At 44.2% G+C, this 21,505-nt stretch carries 12 protein-coding genes; 7 read left to right on the forward strand and 5 right to left on the reverse strand.

Annotated elements, in window-relative coordinates; translation table 11 throughout:
* The first annotated feature begins 3 nt into the window (after nt 1-3).
* The 5 genes from DEO27_RS30830 to DEO27_RS30850 all read left to right on the forward strand — a co-directional run bounded on the left by DEO27_RS30830 (nt 4) and on the right by DEO27_RS30850 (nt 11,336).
* Nucleotides 4-1,773, forward strand: coding sequence for a RagB/SusD family nutrient uptake outer membrane protein (locus tag DEO27_RS30830; RefSeq protein ID WP_223818097.1), 1,770 nt, complete (start codon nt 4-6; stop codon nt 1,771-1,773).
* A 227-nt stretch (nt 1,774-2,000) separates the two neighbouring features.
* A complete protein-coding gene (locus tag DEO27_RS30835; protein WP_112573129.1) occupies nt 2,001-3,515 on the forward strand; it encodes an alpha-L-fucosidase in 1,515 nt (504 codons plus the stop codon).
* 128 nt (nt 3,516-3,643) lie between these two features.
* Complete coding sequence (locus tag DEO27_RS30840; protein WP_112573131.1) at nt 3,644-5,698, forward strand: glycoside hydrolase family 2 protein; 2,055 nt, start codon at nt 3,644-3,646, stop codon at nt 5,696-5,698.
* 23 nt (nt 5,699-5,721) lie between these two features.
* Nucleotides 5,722-7,197, forward strand: coding sequence for a right-handed parallel beta-helix repeat-containing protein (locus DEO27_RS30845; RefSeq protein WP_146750063.1), 1,476 nt, complete (start codon nt 5,722-5,724; stop codon nt 7,195-7,197).
* A 62-nt stretch (nt 7,198-7,259) separates the two neighbouring features.
* Nucleotides 7,260-11,336, forward strand: a complete 4,077-nt coding sequence (locus DEO27_RS30850) for a two-component regulator propeller domain-containing protein (protein WP_112573135.1) — start codon at nt 7,260-7,262, stop codon at nt 11,334-11,336.
* A gap of 69 nt (nt 11,337-11,405) precedes the next feature.
* Here DEO27_RS30850 and DEO27_RS30855 read toward each other — a convergent pair whose 3' ends face one another.
* Together DEO27_RS30855 and DEO27_RS30860 are read right to left on the reverse strand one after the other, a co-directional pair.
* The gene (locus tag DEO27_RS30855; protein WP_112573137.1) at nt 11,406-11,600 is read right to left on the reverse strand and encodes a twin-arginine translocase TatA/TatE family subunit; all 195 of its coding nucleotides are present in this window, start codon (nt 11,598-11,600) and stop codon (nt 11,406-11,408) included.
* A gap of 20 nt (nt 11,601-11,620) precedes the next feature.
* On the reverse strand, nt 11,621-12,796 hold the full coding sequence (locus tag DEO27_RS30860) for a cupin domain-containing protein (protein WP_112573139.1): 1,176 nt from the start codon (nt 12,794-12,796) through the stop codon (nt 11,621-11,623).
* Nucleotides 12,797-13,237: 441 nt separating this feature from the next.
* Between DEO27_RS30860 and DEO27_RS30865 the strand changes: the two genes are divergently transcribed.
* Together DEO27_RS30865 and DEO27_RS30870 are read left to right on the forward strand one after the other, a co-directional pair.
* Nucleotides 13,238-14,188, forward strand: a complete 951-nt coding sequence (locus DEO27_RS30865) for a heme-binding domain-containing protein (protein WP_146750064.1) — start codon at nt 13,238-13,240, stop codon at nt 14,186-14,188.
* Nucleotides 14,189-14,219: 31 nt separating this feature from the next.
* Complete coding sequence (locus DEO27_RS30870) at nt 14,220-14,678, forward strand: hypothetical protein (protein WP_112573143.1); 459 nt, start codon at nt 14,220-14,222, stop codon at nt 14,676-14,678.
* 124 nt (nt 14,679-14,802) lie between these two features.
* On the opposite strand, the gene DEO27_RS30875 is transcribed toward DEO27_RS30870, so the two are convergent.
* From DEO27_RS30875 to DEO27_RS30885, 3 genes are read right to left on the reverse strand one after another with little or no spacing between them, the layout of a single operon-like run.
* Nucleotides 14,803-15,888, reverse strand: a complete 1,086-nt coding sequence (locus DEO27_RS30875) for an efflux RND transporter periplasmic adaptor subunit (RefSeq protein ID WP_112573145.1) — start codon at nt 15,886-15,888, stop codon at nt 14,803-14,805.
* A 12-nt stretch (nt 15,889-15,900) separates the two neighbouring features.
* Complete coding sequence (locus tag DEO27_RS30880; RefSeq protein WP_112573147.1) at nt 15,901-19,068, reverse strand: efflux RND transporter permease subunit; 3,168 nt, start codon at nt 19,066-19,068, stop codon at nt 15,901-15,903.
* 11 nt (nt 19,069-19,079) lie between these two features.
* Entirely contained in the window at nt 19,080-20,504 is a 1,425-nt protein-coding gene (locus DEO27_RS30885) for a TolC family protein (protein ID WP_112573149.1), read from the reverse strand.
* Nucleotides 20,505-21,505: the final 1,001 nt, after the last annotated feature.

Raw genomic sequence — 21,505 nt, forward strand, 5'->3', positions numbered from 1 at the left:
AAAATGATGAAAAAGATATTTATAGCATTACTTACCGTAATTATTGTAACAGGTTGTAAAAAGAACCTGCTTGATACAGCGCCATATTCGTCCGTGGCTTCATCTACCATGTGGACAACCGATAACTTTACCGATTTGGGTGTTACCGGTGTTTACCAGGCCTTAAGGCTTGGTGAAAACACAGGCGGCGACAGCGAGCTGGAATTGTATATGTTTGACAGGTTTGCCTATACCGGCCAATACAGAAGCCAGGAATCTATGCTGTCGGGAACCATCACTACCGGCAACTCGCTTTTCAGCAGTACCTGGCAAAACCTTTATGAAGGGGTTCAGCGCGCAAATGATGCTATCAAAAACATACCATTGAAATCGCCGTCTGACGCTGCCAAAAAAAGCAGGTACGTTGCTGAGTGTAAATTTTTACGCGCGTATTTTTACCTGAGGTTAAACCAGTTGTGGAAAGGCGTGCCGATTTACCTTGAACCATTTACGGCAGATGAAGCAACAAAACCACGCTCAACAGAAACTGAAGTTTGGAACCAGGTGGTTACCGATTTAACCGATGCCATAAATGAGCCAAATTTACCGCAGATCTACGCGGCAGGAGCGGCCAATTACGGTCACGTTACCAAGGGGGCGGCGTACGCGCTACGCGGCAAGGCTTATTTGTACCTGAAAAAATGGGATTTGGCCGCGGCTGATTTTAATATGGTAAAATCGGCCGGCTATGCGCTTTTCTCCAATTATGTAACCTTGTTTAAAGCAGCCAATGAGCAATGCAGCGAAATGATATTTTCTATCCAGAACGTTGCCGTTGCGGGTGGCGGCACAACCGGTTATGGTTCAACCACACAATGGTTTTGTGGTACCCGTTCATCGTTCGGCTCCTGCTGGAACCAATACCTTGTATCGCCAAATCTTGTCGATCTGTATCAAAACCTTGATGGCTCAAATTTTAACTGGGATACGGTATTGCCTGGATACTCAAGTCTTACACCGGCGCAACGTGAGGTTTTCTTTTTAAGGAACAACCTTACCGCTGCCGAGATTACCGCAGCTACAACCAGGGGTGCGGCAATGAACTTATACCTGCCAACCGGTAACGAAGAAAGGATCCTTAAAGCGTATGCCAACCGCGATCCACGTTTGGCGGCTAATGTGATTACGCCATATTCTACCTATAACGGTGCCTATAATTCATTAAATGCTACTGTTACCTCACGCTGGCCTTACCGTGCTGAGGCTGCTATAGGTGGTGATCTGCGTACAGATACGCAAAGCTATTTTTATTACCTGTACAGGAAATTTGTTTACGAAGGTATTTCTGAAACCATCAACCGGTCTTACGGGCCAACAGATTTTCCGATCATCAGGTATGCCGATGTATTGTTAATGTGGGCCGAAGCGCTTAATGAGCAAGGTTTAACCTCTGAAGCAGTTGCCAAAGTAAATGAAGTAAGGTCAAGGGCAGGGGTTGGCTTATTAAATTCAAGCGCTGCCACCGCAGTAGCAGGACAGGATGACCTGCGCGAGCGCATCAGGAACGAGCGCAGGGTTGAGTTCCCTAACGAGGGTATCAACTATTTTGATGAATTGCGTTGGAAATCATGGAAAGACAAAGTTTTTTATGCCGGCAATGGCGTAAAGCAAGTTTGGGGTGCTAATGTATACACCTACTCGTTCCAGGGAGATTACATTTACAACTGGCCTATCCCTTTGGTTGAAACCCAAAGAAACCCCAACCTAAAACAAAACGACGGGTGGATTAATTAAATAAATTAGAGTTTTTACCGTGCGTTTGAATAGCGAATAGTTGACTCACCCGGTCTGCGCTGCGCTGGACCACCCTCTCTATCCTTTGGATAAAGAGGGTAAGAAAAAAGAAATAAATTAAAAATCCCCTCTTTGCGAAGCAGAGAGGGGTGACAAGCGAAGCGAAGTCGGGGTGAGTCAATACCGGCTGCACGGTAACCACTTTAAAGCAATTTGATCATTATTATATGTCATTTTTTAACAAGCTATTTTTTCCATTACTACTGCTGGCCGGTACTACCCATGCGCAAAACGGCAGCTTTACAAGTATATCGCCGGGAGATAAAGAGGCGGATATCATTTATAAAGCTGCTCATGTAACGCCATCTCCAAGGCAATTGCGGTGGCAGCAACTGGAACTTACCGCGTTCTTTCATTTCGGCATTAACACGTTTACCAATAAGGAGTGGGGCGATGGAAAAGAAGATATCTCGAAATTTAACCCGACTGAACTCAATGCCGAGCAATGGGTTAAAACCGTTAAGGATGCAGGTATAAAACAGGTGATCATCACAGCCAAACACCACGATGGTTTCTGTCTGTGGCCAAGCCGCTTTACTGAACATAGTATTAAGAACACGCCATATAAAAACGGCAAGGGCGATATTGTTAAGGAAGTAGCCAACGCCTGTAAAAAGTACGGCATCGGGTTCGGGGTTTATTTATCGCCATGGGATAGAAACTCGGCGTATTATGGTGACTCGGTTAAATACAACACCTATTTTGAAAACCAGCTGACGGAGTTACTCAGCAATTATGGTAAGGTAGATGAGGTTTGGTTTGACGGCGCGAACGGGGAAGGCCCGAATGGGAAAAAACAGGTTTATGATTTCAATAGCTGGTATAAACTGATCCGCAGGTTACAACCGCAGGCGGTAATTGCCATACAAGGCCCTGATGTGCGCTGGGTTGGTACCGAAACTGGTAAAGGCAGGTTAACCGAATGGAGTGTGTTGCCGGTTGATGAGCAACAACAAAAGAAAATAGCCGACGCGTCGCAAAAGGATGTAATGGTAAAGCCTGTGGTCTACAAAGCGGGCGAAGACCTCGGCAGTCGCGACAGGCTGAAAGGGGCGAAAGGATTGGTTTGGTACCCTGCCGAAACCGATGTATCCATCAGACCAGGATGGTTTTATCACCCGGCAGAAGACGTAAAGGTTAAAACCGGTAAGGAACTTCTGAATATCTATTTTTCCTCGGTTGGCCGCAATAGTTTATTGTTGCTAAACATTCCTCCCGATACAAGGGGCCTTATTAGCGATAGCGATGTACAAGCCCTGAAAGATTGGACTGAACTACGCGAATCACTTTTTAAAAATAACCTGTTGAAAGGCTTTACGGTTCATTGCCCAAACGGGATCAATAATAATGCGCTTGTAAGAAGTCAACGTTCGTCATTTTGGACAACCAAGGGGAAGGATTCTACCGCTGTAATTGAATTTGATTCGGCTGTTCCGGTATCTTTTAATGTGCTGCAATTGCAGGAAGATATTACCGGGGGCCAGCGGATAGAGAAGTTCTCGCTGCAATACCTTCAGAATGATAAATGGACAGAGATTACATCCGGCACCACCGTAGGTTACAAACGCTTGTTGAACTTCAAGCCGGTTACTGCCGGTAAAGTAAGGCTGGTAATTGAATCATCCCGCTTTAACCCAACGCTTGTATCTGTAGGTTTATTTAAAAGCGATTTTATGCCCTGACATCGGGGATTCGAATAACATTAAATGAGAAAGCTTTCATTGTCTTAAATCCATAACCAAAAAAAATATCAGGCCTGAACCGCAAAATTAACCGGCCCTCACCAGGCCGGTTTACCTCCTTGTGCTTTATGAATAAACTACTATCAAAATATTTATATCTTTTTTTACTGTTGCTGATCTGTACAAATTATTCATTTGCTCAGATCGGCGCCATCGATGGCCGGCAGGTGGTCAATTTCAACAGCGACTGGAAGTTTCACTTTGCTTATGATATCAGGAAACAACCTGAAAAGATCAACGTAACCCTGCCCCATACCTGGAATGCCGGTGATGTGTTAAAAGGCAAGGCCAATTATGCGAGGGAAGCCGGTATCTATGAAAAAAACTTTTTAGTAAAAGAAAGCTGGAAAAACAAAAGGCTGTTCCTGTATTTTGAAGGGGCAAACAGCGTGGCTTCGGTTTTAATAAACCGGCATTTTATTACGGAGCACAAGGGTGGCTATACGGCTTTTTGTATTGAGATAACTGATTGGGTTAAGGCTGGTGAGGCAAATAATATTGAAGTACAGGTAAGTAATGCTTACAGAACGGATGTGTTGCCGCTCTGCGGCGATTTTAACGTGTACGGAGGTATTCACCGGCCGGTGTCTTTGTTGGTAACATCTAAAGATTGTATTTCTCCATTGGATTATGCCTCGTCTGGGGTGTATCTGACACCGAAGATTTTATCTGATAAAACGGCCTCTGTGAATATCGTAACCAAATTATCGGTACATAACACAGCGGGTTTAAAGCTTAGGGCTGATATCATAGATGCCGGCAAAAATATCATTGCATCTGCCACAAGCAGCATTAGCAACAAGCAACAATGCAACCAAACTGTAAATTTAAAGCAGCCTCATTTATGGAACGGTAAGGCCGATGCTTATTTATATACCGTGAATGTAAGCCTGATGAACAATGATGCAGTAATTGACCAGGTTACCCAGCCTTTAGGGTTCAGAACTTACCGGGTTGACGCAGATAAGGGATTTATCTTAAACGGTAAATACCTCGATTTGCATGGCGTTGGTTTTCATGAAGATGTGGAGGGTAAAGCTTCAGCCGTTGACAGTGTAGATCTGAATAAAGATATGGAGCTGATTAAAGAGATAGGAGCTACGGCTATCCGCTTAACTCACTATCCACATGGTAAATATTTCTATGACCTCTGCGACAGGAATGGCATGGTGGTATGGTCTGAAATTCCCTTTGTTGGTCCGGGAGGGTACACTGGTGCAGGCTATTTAAAAAATCCGGCTTTGGAAAGCCAGGCGAGGCAGGTATTAACAGAAATGATCCGTCAAAATTATAACCATCCTGCTATTTGTTTCTGGGGATTATTTAATGAACTAAAGCTTGATCATGATGATCCTGTGCCATTTTTAAAGCAGTTGAATGAATTAGCTAAGCAGGAAGATCCTACCCGATTAACTACTGCCGCCACCTTTTTAGATGGCAGCCAGTTTAACCAGGTATCAGACATTATTGCCTGGAACAAATACTACGGATGGTACGACGGCGAGTTTAAGCAAATTGGCGTATGGGCAGATAAAACACATCATGACTATCCGCAGAAACCATTTGCCGTAAGCGAATACGGAGCAGGTGGCAGTCCGTTTAAACACGCCGAAAATGATAACAAGCCAGACGCCGATGGTAAATTTCACCCCGAAGAATGGCAAACCCGCTATCATGAGGTTAACTGGCAGGAGCTTTATAAGCGACCGTTCGTATGGGGCAAATTTGTGTGGGCACTGGCCGATTTTGGCTCGTCTATCCGTACCGAAGGTGATGCCGATGGTATCAATGATAAAGGGCTGGTAACATATAACAGGGCGGTTAAAAAGGATGCCTTCTACTTTTATAAAGCTAACTGGAATACCGAGCCTATGTTATATATTACCGACCGGAGGAATACGGTTAGGCATCAACAGACAACCGCTGTGAAGGTATACAGCACTAATCCAAATGTGAAACTCATGGTAAATGGTGTTGCCATAAAAGGTGGTAAGGCCAATGATTTTCACACCACAATATGGGATAACATTACCCTGCAAAAGGGGAAAAATAAAATTGAAGTAAGCAGTAATGTTGACGGGCGTTTGCTGGAAGATTCCTGCGAATGGACACTGGAGAATTAAGCCATTGTATATAAATAAATTGTATGAAGAAATTACTAATGCTGTTTTTATGTAGCAGCGCTGTATTAAAAGTTTTTGGCGGTACTTATTATATCGATGATAAAAAAGGTGATGATACGTTTGATGGGCACAGTGCGGGTAGGGCCTGGCGCTCATTAAACAGGGTAAACAAACAGGTTTTTGAAGCAGGCGACAGTATTTTGTTCAAAAAGGGTGGCGTGTGGGAAGGGCAGTTAACACCGATGGGATCGGGCACGGCAAAAGCCCCGGTTGTTTTCGGCGCTTTCGGAACGGGCGCCCTACCCGAGATTAAGGCAAACGGTCATTTTAAAGACGCCGTTTTGTTAAAGAACCTGCAAAACATCGTGGTGGAATATCTGGCATTATCAAATTTTGACAGCACTGTTCCTTTTCAAAAAACAGGGCCTACAGGGGTACGGGTATTAGCCGAAGATATAGGCACCTTACATAATATCAGGCTTGCCAATTTGTACATTCATGATATTAATGGTGATAATAAAAAAGGATCGGCCGAAGGCTATGGTATCTTTTGGGATTGCCAGGGCCCAAAGCCAAGCAATATTGAACACCTATTGATTGAGAATTGTAAAGTGGAACGGGTTGACCGCAACGGTATTCGTGGTAACGGTACGTTCTCCGTCAGGACAAAATGGTTCCCAAACAAATACCTGGTGATCCGCAATTGCCTGCTTGACGATATTGGTGGGGATGGCATTGTTGTAAAAGCTTTTGATACAGCCATGGTTGAACATAACAAGCTGTTTCACACCCGCACCAGGGCAAAGGATAACGCGGTGGCCATTTGGCCACACAGTAGCGATAATACGGTTATTCAATATAATGAAGTGGCCTATACGCAAAACGATAACTGGGCCAACGACGGGCAGTCTTTTGATATCGACGGCAACAGCAGGAATACCACCATCCAGTACAATTATAGTCATGACAACGAGGGCGGGTTTATGCTGGTGATATCCGATCTTATCAATAAAGATAACGTGATGACCACCGGCAATATCATCCGTTATAACTTGAGTGTAAACGATGGGTTGAACCGTAAAAGGTTGTTCAATTTTGCCGGGGTAACTGATAGCACGATAGTAAAAGGAAATATCTTTTATAACGATGGCCCGAAATACACAACCGAGGTTACGGATATTGAAAACGGCATCCCCGATCATGTGAGCTTTGATGATAATTATTTTTTATTTGCCGGTAAAAACTATGGTGTTTTTACAAAATCGCCAAAGCAGTACAGTAAGGTTTATTTTAACAATAATGTGTTTGCCGGTAATATTATTGGCTTAGATAATCTGACCAATTTGGAAAGCTCAGTCAAATTGAAATCTAAGCGCCCAAAAACATCTCCAAAAAGCAAAACTTTTCCGTGGATGTACCTGCCAGAAAAGCTTAAGGCATTGGTGCCGGGTTTCCCTGAAAGTTTATATCAGTCATATATTTCAAATGGGCCCCGATGATAAATGCATAGGTGTTGGGTAAGTAAAATAAATTTAATTAGTTTTATTTTCCGGGCGGCGAGATGAAACTAATTATAACCACATTCCTGTTTTGCATATTTATTTCACTATCTGCCTATGGTCAGCGCGTAGCATTTGAAAACCTGACGGTAGATAATGGCTTATCTCAAAACTCTGTTTTAGCTATAGTTCAGGATAGCCGCGGCTTTATGTGGTATGGTACGCAGCACGGGCTTAATAAATACAATACCAGGGGCTTTAAGATCTATAAAAATGATCCTGCCGACCGCTCAAGTATTTCGTCCGACTATATTACATCCCTCGTCGTCGATTCGCACAAGGAGCTTTGGGTGGGCACACGCAATGGCTTAAACAAGTATAACCCCGAAACCGACAGTTTTGAACGGGTTAAGCTAAACCGGCACGTAGCTGGCCCTGAAATTATAAGTGCGGTTTACGAGGATAAACACAAAAATATGTGGGTATGGTCGTCTGATGGGCTGTATCGTTTTTCAAAGCCGGCGGGTGAATTTAGCTCTATCTCAGTGCCTGATTCGGTTGCCGGTTTATATGGCACCAATGTGCATACCATATACCAGGACCATAGCGGTAATTATTGGATGGGTTCGTCTGCCGGGCTTAGTAAAATGGAAGGGTTTAAGGGCCGGTACACCTATAAAATGTATAAGCATAAGGACAATGCAGCCAATAGCCTGAGCGATAATTATGTAACCACCATTACCGAAGACGCGGCTAATAACTTATGGATAGGCACACTGCATGGCGGCGTAAACCTATACAACCGCAACACAGAAACCTTCAGCCGCTTTTTAGCTAATAGTGGCACTAAGGGCCCGGCCAATAATAATATCAGGATCCTTCAGCCCGAAAAATCGGGGAAGATCTGGGTAGGTACACAAAGCGGGCTCAACATTTTAGATCCTTTAACCAAACAATTCGTAACCTACAGGCATGATCCGGAGGATAAGAACAGTTTAAGTCAAAACTCTATCTACAGTGTTTTTATCGATAATTCAAACACGGTTTGGATTGGTACCTATTGGGGAGGTATCAACATGGTATCTAACCCTAATACAACGTTTTTAACTTATCAAACTGCACATTATCATTCGGCCATTAACAACAATGTGGTAAGCGCGGTTGCCGAGGATGACAGGCATAACCTGTGGATTGGCACAGAAGGGGGCGGTCTGAACTATTTTGACCGCAAGGCAGATGTTGTCACCACCTATCAAAACAAGATAAATGACCCTACATCGCTTGGATCGGACCTGGTGAAAGTGGTGTACATTGATAAGGATAAGAATGTATGGGTAGGCACCCATGGCGGCGGTTTAAATATGTTTAACCCGGCGAGCCATAGCTTTAAACGTTTTCTCTATAAGGAAAATGACCCGGTGACGCTTGGCTCAGAAGTGCTTAGCCTCCTGCACGATTCAAAAGGTAATCTTTGGGTCGGCACACAAAACGGACTGCTTATTTTTCGTCAAAGTAATGCGTTGTTGCAACGTGTTGATTTACCTGTGATCAGCAAAATCGGCAAAAAATCGGTATTGGCCTTTTTAGAGGATAAGGATCTGAACATCTGGATTGCCACTGCAAGCGGCTTATATAAAACCGATTATGGCCACAATAAAATAACGGTTTACAAAAAGGAGCAGGGCCTTAAGTCGACCGATATTAACTGTATTTACCAGGATACCAAAAGAAGAATTTGGGTGGGATCTTATTATGGCGGGCTCGCCCTGTATGATGCCGCTCACGAAAAATTTACAGCTTATACAGAAAGGGACGGGTTAACCAATAACAATGTACTCAGCATTTTGGAGGATGAAAAAAACAACCTGTGGATGGGCACAGGTAACGGTTTATCCAAATTTTCCATCGCCTCGCAAACCTTTAAAAACTACAGTAAAAACGATGGCCTGGGTGGCAATACCTTTAATATCAATTCAGGTTGTAAAACAAGTGATGGCGAAATGCTTTTTGGCGGGCTTAACGGCTTAAGCAGCTTCTTTCCTTCAAAAATTGAGGATAACACGATACCTCCGCCGGTAATTATTACCTCATTAAAGCTATTTAACAAAACGGTAGGAATCAACCAGCCGGATAACCTGCTTTCAAAGGATATCAGCCTTACGCAAAATGTGGTTTTTTCACATGCCCAAAATGTGTTCACCATTGATTTTGCAGCGCTCAATTATATCAAGTCTGATAAAAACAGGTATGCCTACAAACTGGAACCTTTTGATAAAGATTGGGTGCATACAGATATCCCATCCGCGCCATATACCAACCTCTCGCCGGGCAGCTATACCTTTTTTGCAAAGGGCTCAAATAATGACGGAGTTTGGGGCAAGGCAGTTGTGTTACATATTAAAGTATTGCCTCCTTTTTGGGAAACCATCTGGGCTTATGGTTTGTACCTGTTGTTTATCGGCAGCATCGTATTTTTATTGGTACGTTTCATCATATTAAGGGCACTGTTACGGCGGGATAAAGAGCTCACCCATCTAAAGCTTAATTTTTTCACCAATATTTCGCACGAAATCCGCACGCATCTGTCCCTGATATTCGGCCCGGTAGAAAAGATGATTCTTGAAGAAAAGGGCGGCGCGCAAACCCGGCAGCTGCATATCATTAAAAAAAACTCCGACAGCCTGCTGCAATTGGTTAATGAACTGATGGATTTCAGAAAGGCAGAAACCGGGAACCTGAAGTTGCATATCGCGGAGCATAATATTGTAGCTACCATATCAGAAATTTATAACTCTTTTTATGATCATGCGGTATCAGCCAATATCACAATTGACCTGATTGCTTCCGCCGATGTTATTCCGCTTTATTTTGATAAAATACAGTTGGAAAAAGTGTTTTTTAACCTGCTGCATAATGCCTTCAAGTTTACCGGCAGCGGCGGTTATATTAATATTCTGGTAGAGGAGGGGAAAGACAATGTAACCATTACTGTGGCCGATAACGGTAAAGGAATTGCCCCCGAAAACCTGAAGAATTTATTCGAAAATTATTTCCAGGAAAACGACCAGGGAAAACAAAATACAGGTTATGGTATCGGGCTTGCATTGTCAAAAAGCATTATAGAACTGCATAAAGGTTCTATTTCTGTAGAAAGTAAAATAGCTGCCTCTGGTAACAGAACCTCGTTTGTCGTTAGCCTGCGTAAGGGTGCTGGTCATTTTAAACCGACCGATTTGCAGAGAACGTCCGTCAATGATTTTCTGAAGGTACAACGGCCTGCGTTGAATGATGGTTCAGTTGCGCCCGCGGCTGAATTGGTTGATGTATTTAAATCTTCAAAAGACAAGAAGCAGACTATCCTACTTGTTGAGGATAACCCTGAGGTAAGTTCATTTATTATTGAATTTTTGCGGCAGCACTATGAGGTGATCAGCTGCGAAAATGGTGTGAAAGGCTGGGAGGCTGCCAGGGAGCAGATCCCGGATCTTGTTATAAGCGATGTGATGATGCCCGAAATGGATGGTTTTACCTTATGTCATCACATTAAGGAAGATGAACGGACTAATCATATCCCGGTTATCCTGTTAACCGCCAAGGCATCGGGCGTAAATCATATAGAAGGCCTTAAAATGGGCGCCGACGTTTATCTGACCAAACCTTTCAGTATTGAAGTGCTGCTGCTGCAGGTTAACAACCTGCTAAATGCAAGCGAAAGGATCCGAAATACATTCAAAGAGCAGATTACCGCCAGTTCTGATCCTGTTTGGGATGCCAGTTCTGAAAAAAATATCCAGGCAACAAAAGCTTTGGTTGATACCATAGATAATGAGTTTATAAATAAGCTGGTCCGGATCATTGAGCACGAGCTTGATAATTTAGCCTTCGGGGTTCCTGAACTGGCCAGCGAGATAGGTATGAGCCAGCCCGTATTATATAAAAAGCTGGATGCGCTCACCGGTCTGTCTGTCAATGATTTCATTAAATCTGTTAAAATGAACCATGCGGGGATCTTGCTCAATACCAAACGCTATACCGTTAACGAAGTGGCCTATATGGTTGGTTTCAGCGACAGGAAATATTTTAGCAAAGAGTTTAAAAAGCAGTACGGGAAAAACCCTACTGAGTTTATGAATAGTTAGTTAAATGTGTAAGGCAAATGGAAAAGCGGACTTATGCCCATTTTTAGCCGCTTTTCCTGGGTGATGGGTTTAAACACTTTCGGGCCCATCTTTTGCTTTTTCTGTTACAATTTTGGATTCCGTCGAGATCCCGTTTTGTGCGTCTTTAAATTCTTTAATCCCTGTGCCAAGGCCTTTCATTAACTCCGGTACTTTCTTCCCGCCAAATAATAACAACATGGCGAATACGATAAGCAGGATATGTTCTGGCTGTAATAAGTTCATGATTCTTATAGTTAGATAGCTTAATAAATACCATTCTGGTGGTTGATGAGCGATGCCGCTTGTTCCAGTGTCATGCCAAAATGGTCGGCAATTAATTGCGGTGGGTTTGAGTTTAACCAATCGTTCAGAGAAATTTCCTGGTAAACGGGGCTGTTGAATAATATGATCAGTTTCAGGGTTTCGGTTCCGGTATTTTCAATGAAGTGGCCGTACCCTTGTTTAATAAAGCCAACCATTCCTTTATGATAAGGCATGGTTTTTACCCGGCCATGCGAGCCAAAAATGCTTAACTCCCCTTTTCCTTCCATTACATATTGCCATTCATCGGCATTGGGGTGCCAGTGCAGTTCGCGTATGGCTCCGGGTTCAATATTCATGCGCATAGATGTAATGGTATTTTGAATCGGGAACTCCAGCGATGAAACCAATTTTACCGAACCTCCTTTAAATTCCTGAAAAATGCCTTCTTTTTCCATACTGAATTTATGCATGGAGTTGCTGAACGGAATAGCAGGGTTAATATTTTTTGGCCGTGGTTTCACCGCGATTTTTCCTAAGCCAATATAAAGCTCCTTTTTAGGCAGGCCTGCAAAAAAGCTGGTTGGCAGCCCGGTGTTTTTAGCCATGATAGCCGGCGAAACATGGCTCACCCAATCGGTTACGCTAAAAGTGCCGAATTCCGAAAAATGACCATTATCGAAACCTAACAGGAAATGGCAAGGCTTATCGCCCAAACACTGCAGCATGTGCCCGTGGCCTTTGGGGAAAAACCAAATATCCCCTTTTTCAAAATCATCGGTTGAGGTGGTGCCGTCGGGGGTAATTACTGTTGTTCTTACCGCTCCGTCCAATATATAAGCCCACTCGGCAGCAATGGAGTGCCAGTGCATTTCGCGGAAAGCTCCCGGCTTAAGGTACATGGAAACACCGGCGATGCTTTGCGAAACCGGAAACTCTTCTACAGTTGCTTCTTTGGCCGAACCACCTGCTCCCTGGTAACCGGTGCTGCCATTTTCTATATCATAAACAAAATCTTCCAGTTCGGTTTCGGCTTTGGGTTGTCCTTTTGTCCCCGGTTTGCTTAGCGCGGCTTTAGCCTTTTCAGGCATCAGTGTACCAATTCCTGTTGCAAGTACGGCAGCGCCCATAGCTGTTAATGATGCTGTCGAAAGAAATTCACGTCTTGTAGTTTCCATAAATTGAATGTCTTTTGTTTTTCGAAGACGTTGTAAAATTCAGCCGCCGGGGATTGCATTCTTGACAACATTCGATGAACAGGCAATACCTGTCGTTAAATTCCGGGGTAACGTAAAAATTGGCTGACTGTGTTCGGTGAACAGGCAAAACGTGTCGCTAAGCACGTTTTATGTGATGAAAATAATCCTGGTGATTTTCTGAGGCTGATTTAAAGGCCGTATTTCCCTCTGATATCTTTTGAATAATGAGTTCCGATCAGCTATCGATAAGTATCGGCTCCCGGTCATTATTTAACGATTGTATTTGCCGATTCAACGAATACCCCTTCCCATGCTTTGGAGGCCCCTATACTTTAGCTTAAGTGAAAAAATATTACGTACAGCATTTTATATATCACCGGCGAAAAGGAGCCGGTGATATTAAGTGAAAAACAAATTGTTATGAAAAAGAAACGTTCAATAGCGTACCGCAGGGTTGTTTTTGTGATCAGTGCGCTGGCAGTTGGTTTTGTTTTACTGCAGTTTGCATCGCCGGCTATTGTTAATCCTCCGGCGACAAAGGAAATATCTGCCCCGGAAGAGGTTACCCGGATTTTAAAACAGGCCTGCTATGATTGCCATTCTAACGCTGCTAATCCGGCATGGTACGGCCGGATCGCACCGGCCTCTTTTTTGGTTGCACATGACATCAGGGAAGGCCGGTCACGATTTAATTTTTCTGAGTGGGACAAGAACCCGCCTGTTGTACAGGAACTACTGTTATGGGAAATGGTTAATGCCATAGAGCAGGGAAAAATGCCGCTTAGCCGTTATAGCTTGCTGCATAGCGGTTCGCGGGTATCAGCGTCAGATCTTGCAATACTTAAAAAGTATGTTAATACACTACCCGGAAGACATAAAGTTGATACAGCCCCGATTGTGAAGCCGGACACTATTACCTCAAAACTGGCTGATGCAAAGCCGTCGCAAGTTCCTGTTTCCCTAAATGGCGTCCCTTATTATCCTGATTATAAAAATTGGAAGATCATCAGCGTAACAGATAAATATGATGGCGGAAGTATGCGTGTAGTATACGCTAATGCTATGATGTACAACGCCATTAAATCAAAAAAAATGCCTTTCCCGGATGGGGCTATAATGGTTAAAGCGGTTTGGGGCAAGGAGCAGGAAAGCAGCGATGGCATTGTAAGGCCGGGCAATTTTCAAAATGTGCAGGTTATGGTAAAGGATAGCAGGAAATATGCCGCGACCGAAGGTTGGGGATTTGCCAAATTCGATGGATTGGGACTGAAACCCTATGGAAAGACCGCGATTTTTGACAGGACTTGCATCAATTGCCATAGATTACTGGCTCCTGAAAGCGATTTCGTCTTTAATGTTCCCACCAAATAAATCACTAATCTGTAAACTAAAATATAAGATCATGTTGAAAGTAATTTCATGCACATTATCTGTAGCGCTGCTATGCGGGGCCTGTCGGCAAAAAAAGAATGCTGTGCTGGCCCCCGAATATCTATACGAGGTTAAAAACCAGAAACCTATCTGTTCATTGATCGACAATAAAAAAGGTAATATTTTAATGCTTTATGGGAATGATGTTGCCCTGCGCGCAGCCAATTACCCGGTGACGAAGCAGTTGCCCGGCGCATATTATACCCTGGTAACATGGAAACAAAAGCAAATGCCAGGCTGGTATGGCACCAATATGAATGGTCAAATTTATACTGTTGAAACCCTTAAAATTTCGCAGGTTGCAGCAGGGCCACTTAAATCCGATTATCAGTTTGTGCCTGGCGGCGCATATGCTTCAACTGTTGCACGGCCTGACCGCAACGAGCGGATTCGTTTTATAATAGATCAGCGGGCTGCCGTATTACCCTAAAGCGGAGGGTATTTTACTGCAGGGATCGAAAAGCTTTCTCTAAATAAAAAGGCTAATGCACATCGCATTAGCCTTTTTATTTAAACCATCATGAAGCAACGGTTCATGATGGGGAATTTGGTATTTATTTTTTTACGTTGATCGGTGCACCCTCTTTTAGTTCATCGGTTGCATTGGTAACCAATATATCGCCTGTATGCAGCTTGCCATAAACTTCGAGGCTGTCGGCCGTTTCTCTTCCCTTTTGCACGTCAACCCATTGCGCTTTGTTGTTTACAACCTTTATCACAAATACCCGCTGTGAGTTTTGTGGCACTGCGCTTTGAGGCACAATAAAGGTTTTTTGTGTATTGTTGAGTTGAAGGCTTACCTGGGCAAACATACCCGGTAATAACTGCCTGTCATTGTTAATAATATCCATCTGCATCTGCTCTGTCCTGAGGGTTTGATCCATACTTCCCGATTTCCGGTTCACTACAGCTGCAAATTGCTTCCCTGGTAATGTCTTTACCGAAAAATGAACGGTATCCTTATCGGTGAAGTAAGCTGTTGCCGCTTCCGGTACATCTACAACCAGCCGTAATTTGGTTTGTTGCTGAAGGGTGAGCATCGGTTTATTGGAGCTCTTGTCTGATGGGGTAACGTAAGCTCCCGCATACACATTACGTGAGCTGATCACGCCGTCAAACGGGGCCCTTACTTCAAGATAGTCCTTTAAATCGCCCGATAGTTGGTAGGCAGATCTGGCAGCGAGTAGGGAAGCACTGTCGGCGCTCATTTTGGCATGCGCCAGTTCAAGGTCATTGGGCGATATGGTACCCGGGGTCCGGCTCGTTCTGTAAAGCCGGTCATAAGTAGCTTTACTACCGCGATAAATTGCTTCTTTGGTATGAAGATCTTCTTGTGATTGCTTTAACGCGGCAATCATTTCCGGTGCTTCAAGTGTAATGAGCAACTGGCCCTTATGCACCTGACTGCCGATATCTACGGTCATCGTTTTGATGAACCCGTTTACTTTGGCGTAAAGGTCGACAGCTTGATAAGGTTGAAGCAGACCTGGAATGCTCATGCTGGTATGTAGATCACCTTCCCGAAGCCTGATAACCGGGGTTGTTTGTATGGTTTGAACAGGTTGCTTATTTTGATTACTTCCGCATGAGGCAAACAGGCTACCGGCCAGCATGCAAAGGATATATTGATATGATTTCATGGTTTCTTTTTTTTATGAGTTTTTAGGATCGAAGTATACACTTAGCTGGTCGTCAGGATCGAGCGAAACACTATTGGTGGTAGACTTTTGTTGCACCAGGTAAAAGATTACCGGCAAAATGAACAGGGAAACAAAAGTTGATGCAATTAACCCACCTATAACAGCCCTGCCCAAAGGCGCTGTTTGTCCGCCGGCTTCACCCAGTCCGGTTGCCATTGGGATCATCCCTGCAATCATCGCGATAGTGGTCATCAGGATTGGCCTGAGCCTTAATTCCATCGCCTCAATAGCTGATTCCATGGCGTCTTTGCCGCTTTTCCTGATTTCTTCCGCATTAGAAATTAGCAGGATAGCATTGGAAACAGAAACCCCGACAGACATGATAATACCCATGTATGATTGAAGGTTGAGGCTTGACCCGGTTGCCAACAAGATGAGCAGGGAGCCAACCAATACGCCCGGTATCGCTGTAATGACGGTAAAACCTAAGCGGAACGACTGGTAATTTGCAGACAACATCAGCAGTAAAACAATAATGGTGATCAACAAACCGGATTGCAGGCTGGCGAGCGTCTGGTCAAGCAGGATGGTTAATCCCCTTACCTCTACCGAAATTCCGCGAGGTGGTGTGTTGCTGTTTTTCAGGATCTTATTTACAGCTGCCGAGGCGGAGCCGAGGTCTTTATTATAAATATTAGCTATTATTGATAAGTAGCGTGTAGCCCCCTTACGGTCATATTCGCCCACTATCGGCTGCATGTTAAAGGTGCAAACATCGCCAAGTACAGGCCTTGCGCTGTTCTTGAATATCGGAACCTCGGCAAGGTCGTCAAGGCTGCCCATATCGGGTTGCGGTATCTCCACCTGTACGTTATAGGAATTGGCATTGGTTTGATCAAGCCATAAAATCTTATCGGTAAAGCGGCTGGATGATGTGGCTTGGGTAATACAATTACTAACCTGCGTCATGGTAAGGCCCATCTGTGTTACTTTGTCACGGTCAATATTGATATGGATCGCGGGGCTTTTCAATTGCTCTTTCAGCTGCACATCCCTTAAAAATGGAACCTGTTTCAACTGCGCTATCAGGATATCTGCATACTGCTGTCCCTGGGTTATATCTTTACCAATTACAGCTATCTCGACAGGTGTAGATGAACCCTGGCTCATGATCTTGCTGGTTAAATCAATCGGCTCAAATGATAGTGTCACGTCCGGCATGGCTTTATGAAGCGCTTTCCGTAGGTTTTCCTTAACATCCTGGATATTTTCCTTGTAATTGTCGCTCAGGTTAACCTGCATAACAATCTCGTTGGAAGAACTCATGAACAAAATGACCGGCAAGGTTGGGAACGAAGAAGGGTGCTGCCCTGCAAAAGCAGATATGATATCAACATTGTTTTTACCTACAGTTTGATATAATACTTGCTGGGCTTCAAGCATAGTTTTTTCGGTTTGCTCAAGCCTGGTTCCTTGCGGCGCCCTGATCCGGACCTGGAATTGCCCGCTGTTTAGTTTAGGCAGGATATCCTTACCTATTATGGATACGCTGAAACCAACTATGATGAAAGATATGGCCACATAAAGCGCAACACTCGCGCGGCTGCGGCTCATCATCCATTTTACGATTTGCACGCAGGCTGCCTTAAAGCGGTCGAACCGGTTGGGTTGATCTGCTGCTTTGGGCTTTTCTTCGTGATGTTCCGGAACTTTAAGCACCCAGTTGGCCAATACAGGCACAAGCGTTTGTGATAAAAGAAATGCTGCTATCATGGAAAACCCTACAGCTAAGGACAGGGGAAGAAACATGCCCTGTGGTACACCCGTCATGAAAAAGGCAGGCACAAAAACCGCCAGGATGCTAAGCAGGATCAGGAGCTTTGGCAGTGCAATCTCTTCGCAGGCATCGGCTACGGCACGGGCTTTTTTCTTGCCCATTTCCATATGCCTGTGAATATTTTCAATCGTTACGGTCGATTCATCTACCAGGATACCAATAGCCAGCGCAAGGCCGCTCAGCGTCATGATGTTCAGCGTTTGCCCAAACAGCTTCAACACCAGTGTGCCTATAATTACAGAAAGCGGGATATTCACCACTACGATAAAGGCGCTTCTTTTATCACGCAAAAACAGCAATACCATTAATCCCGCCAGGATGGCCCCTGTAACACCTTCGCTGATAAGGCTTTTTACCGCGTTGATCACGTAAACGGACTCATCAAACTCAAACTTTAAAGAAACATCCGGCGGCAAAAGGCTTTGCATATTTGGAATTGCCTTTTTCAAATCCTGCACTACCGACCAGGTGGAGGCGCTGGAAGCCTTGATTACGGGGATGTAAATCGCTCTTTTACCATTAATGTAGGCAAAGCCGGTAGTAATATCGGCCCCATCTACCACCCTTGCCACATCTTTAAGATAGATGGTTGCTCCATTTTGATAAAGCAGCGGGATTTTTTCAAAGTCTTTGACCTTGTTCAATACGGTATTGGAAGGTGTTAGGTAAGAGGTACGCCCAATGCTGACGGTTCCTGCCGGCGAGATATGGTTGTTATCCTTTATAGCCGCGGTGATCTGGTCGGCAGTTACACCATGACTGCGCATCAGGTCTGGGTCAACATTAATAACAACGGTTCTGGCATTACCGCCAATAGGTGGTGGCGAGGTTAGACCTGCAATTTTAGAAAAGTTGGGCCTGACATATAAACTGGCCAAATCCTGCAGCTCGTTGTTACTGCGTTTCGAGCTGCTTATAGTCAACTGCCCCACAGGTAATGTAGAGGCATCAAAGCGAATAATGATGGGCGGCGGGGTGCCTGGAGGCATTTCGGCGAAAGCCCTGTTGGTAAGCGAGGTAACTTCTGCCGCCGCCTGCGCCATGTTTGTACCATCATAAAAACTCAGCTTGAGTAAGCTCAAGCCTTCTATGTTATTGGTTTCTATTGATTTGATACCACTTACATATAGGTATAAGTTTTGATAATTGGTAGAAACAAAGCCCTCCATTTGCTGGGGCGACATGCCCCCGTAAGGTTGCGAAACGTAGATGGTAGGCAGGTTAATGTTTGGAAAAATATCAATATTGATTTTTGTGGCGGCAATTATCCCCGCCAGCACTACGCCAATTACAACGACAATCACTGTTATTGGCTTCCTTAATGAAGATTGAATGAGATTCATGATCGTTGTGTTTAATATTGGTTAGTGAATAGGTCTAAATTCCCTGAAGAACCGGCCATGTACAAAAGGGCTTGCCATACCGCGTTACCGGCGATGTCTTTGTTTGTTTCTGCCCGGTTCAAGTCGTACAGCGTTTGTGTTACATCAACTATAGTAGCAAGGCCGTTGCTGTATAGGGTCTTTTTTTGTTCATAAGCGTCACTGGCCGCTTTTAGTAAAATGGGGGCTTCCCGGTATTTTTGCAGGGCGTTGGCCAATTGCTTGTTCCCTTCTTCCAGCTGATTGGTAAGGTTGGTTTCCTGGTAGTGATATTCGTTGGTCAGTCCATCGGCATAATAGCGCTGGCTCTTGAGCCTGGAGCTAACCCTACCCATGTTTGACAGGTTCCAGGAAACACCTACTCCAATGAGATAATTTCCCCGTAAGGGCGCAATACCATTAAAGTAGCCTTGATTATAACTGCCGGGATCAGCCGGATTATAGCTTGTCCCGAAACCTGAGCCCCTGTCTTGCAACGTGCCAAAAAATGAAACTTTAGGCAGGCTGGTTTTGGAAAGGTAGGCAGCATCAAGCTCACTGCTTTTTACCCGCTCTGCCAGGAACCTCAATTGAGGGTGATTGGAGATATCATAAACAGGGCGCTGCGGGAGCTGCGCGGGTAGTTGATTGATATATAAGCTATCTAACAGGAAATCCTGTTTGGTCATGCCTAATTGCATGGCCAGGTTGGCAGCCTGTTTTTGTTCAAAAGCAATCGCGTCTGTCAATGCATTCTTAGCTTGTGACAACTGGGCATTAGCGATTGAACTGTCCACCCCTGCATTTAAGCCATTAACTGTACGGGTGAGGATCACGTCCCTCAGCGCAGAAACCCTGGAAAGATTTACTTTCTCAGAATAATGCAGGCGTTGTGCATCAAGTAAATTCAGATAGGCGGATGCCGCCCTTACCTGCTGTTGAAACTTTTCCTGTTCAAGGTCGGCTTCATCGCGGTCATAAATTCCTTTGGCATCGGCTACGTGAGCTTTTTGCAGGCCAAATGAAAAAATATTCCAGTTGATTTCTGATGAATAGAGCGCGGCAAAGGCGGCGTTCCAATTTTGAGAAGCGGAAACAGGACCCGATGTAGTCGAGATTAATCCGTTAATGCCCGAAGGGGGCCCGTTGAGGCCATTAATTGTGCCGTAGCCCTGTTGCGCGGAAAGGATGAAATCCGGTGATCCATCGCGCCTGGCCGCCGTGATATTTTCTTTGGAAGCACTGGCATAATTAGCCTTTGCTTTTAATAATTCCTGCCGTGAGAGTGTAAGTTGCAGGGCCTCTTTCATACTCAGCACATGACCATTGTTTTCCTGGGCAATGGCAGGCAGCGTTCTCAATCCCAGGTATAAACTTAACGTGAGACTGAAAACCAAAAACTTTATGTTCGTTTTCATGTGAAAAAATTAAAATATGCGTGTTACAGGCCCGAAAAGGCCCATTAATAGCTGTTAGATAAGCCGGCAAAACCAGCCTATCAGCGACAATCAGCATTAAGCTAACTGTCCGAATATTTTAATTGAAAGATGGAGGCCCTCTGAGGTATAATAGAGGAATGGGATCAACAGGAATAAAAACTTCCCGGAAGAGGGGAAGCGCAATAAAGATGATTACAACGAGAATCCCAAACGTAATAAGGCTTATCTCGGCGGGAAGCGCGGAATGCCTGAATTGTTGGGTATACGACTGTAGTTTACAATGAATGATACCGGCCCTTACATGGACATCTTTTGAATGGCCGGCTTCGGTTGAAACGTTCTTGTTGAAAAAAATGGCATAACGAACAAGTACCCGTCCCTGTAGCCCTATGAAGATCAGGAGGACGAGCAATAGTCTCAGAATGTTATGCAGTAGCTTTTTCATTGCAGGTTGTAAAGCTTAATTATAACCGGGTTATTTAACTATCTCCATTCCGTGCCGGTAATGCCGGGGTGTTTCCTTGTCCCGCTTACTTCTTAATATCGTTGTGAAAATCAATAAGCCCATGTTCATATTTTTATTGGTATAAAAATAGAATGCCTGGTATGAGATTTGAGTTGGTATTCGTTAAACAGGCAAAAACAGTCGTTGAAAGCGGTTGGGGAACTAACGAGAATTATCGATGCACAGGGAAGTGCATGCCTACTGGTCATTGGTTGGATTCTCCTGATATTGATATTTGTAGCCTGATGCCTTATCTTAACCAAGCCTTTGTTTGATTAAGAAAAAATCAACCTGTACCTATTTAAGCTTTATTTTTACCTTAACAATTTGTGTTAATAAGATCAGCTTTTGCTCAAACTGAAATGGCATTTCAAAACCGGACGCATTAATGTTCGGTTTTGTTACAAGTGTATAGTTTGACTAAAATGTAATATTTTATTTATCAGACTGTTAGTGGATTGGAATATCGATTGAT

Origin of the sequence: Mucilaginibacter rubeus (genome assembly GCF_003286415.2) — a bacterium.
In the GTDB taxonomy this organism is placed as follows: Bacteria; Bacteroidota; Bacteroidia; order Sphingobacteriales; family Sphingobacteriaceae; genus Mucilaginibacter; species Mucilaginibacter rubeus_A.

What these genes read in the sequence shown, in the direction of transcription:
- DEO27_RS30865 (WP_146750064.1), top strand. Translation starts at nt 13,238, where the DNA reads ATGAAAAAGAAACGTTCAATAGCGTACCGCAGGGTTGTTTTTGTGATC.
- DEO27_RS30845 (WP_146750063.1), top strand. Translation starts at nt 5,722, where the DNA reads ATGAAGAAATTACTAATGCTGTTTTTATGTAGCAGCGCTGTATTAAAA.
- DEO27_RS30850 (WP_112573135.1), top strand. Translation starts at nt 7,260, where the DNA reads ATGAAACTAATTATAACCACATTCCTGTTTTGCATATTTATTTCACTA.
- DEO27_RS30840 (WP_112573131.1), top strand. Translation starts at nt 3,644, where the DNA reads ATGAATAAACTACTATCAAAATATTTATATCTTTTTTTACTGTTGCTG.
- DEO27_RS30835 (WP_112573129.1), top strand. Translation starts at nt 2,001, where the DNA reads ATGTCATTTTTTAACAAGCTATTTTTTCCATTACTACTGCTGGCCGGT.
- DEO27_RS30880 (WP_112573147.1), bottom strand. Translation starts at nt 19,068, where the DNA reads ATGAATCTCATTCAATCTTCATTAAGGAAGCCAATAACAGTGATTGTC.
- DEO27_RS30885 (WP_112573149.1), bottom strand. Translation starts at nt 20,504, where the DNA reads ATGAAAACGAACATAAAGTTTTTGGTTTTCAGTCTCACGTTAAGTTTA.
- DEO27_RS30875 (WP_112573145.1), bottom strand. Translation starts at nt 15,888, where the DNA reads ATGAAATCATATCAATATATCCTTTGCATGCTGGCCGGTAGCCTGTTT.
- DEO27_RS30830 (WP_223818097.1), top strand. Translation starts at nt 4, where the DNA reads ATGATGAAAAAGATATTTATAGCATTACTTACCGTAATTATTGTAACA.
- DEO27_RS30855 (WP_112573137.1), bottom strand. Translation starts at nt 11,600, where the DNA reads ATGAACTTATTACAGCCAGAACATATCCTGCTTATCGTATTCGCCATG.
- DEO27_RS30860 (WP_112573139.1), bottom strand. Translation starts at nt 12,796, where the DNA reads ATGGAAACTACAAGACGTGAATTTCTTTCGACAGCATCATTAACAGCT.
- DEO27_RS30870 (WP_112573143.1), top strand. Translation starts at nt 14,220, where the DNA reads ATGTTGAAAGTAATTTCATGCACATTATCTGTAGCGCTGCTATGCGGG.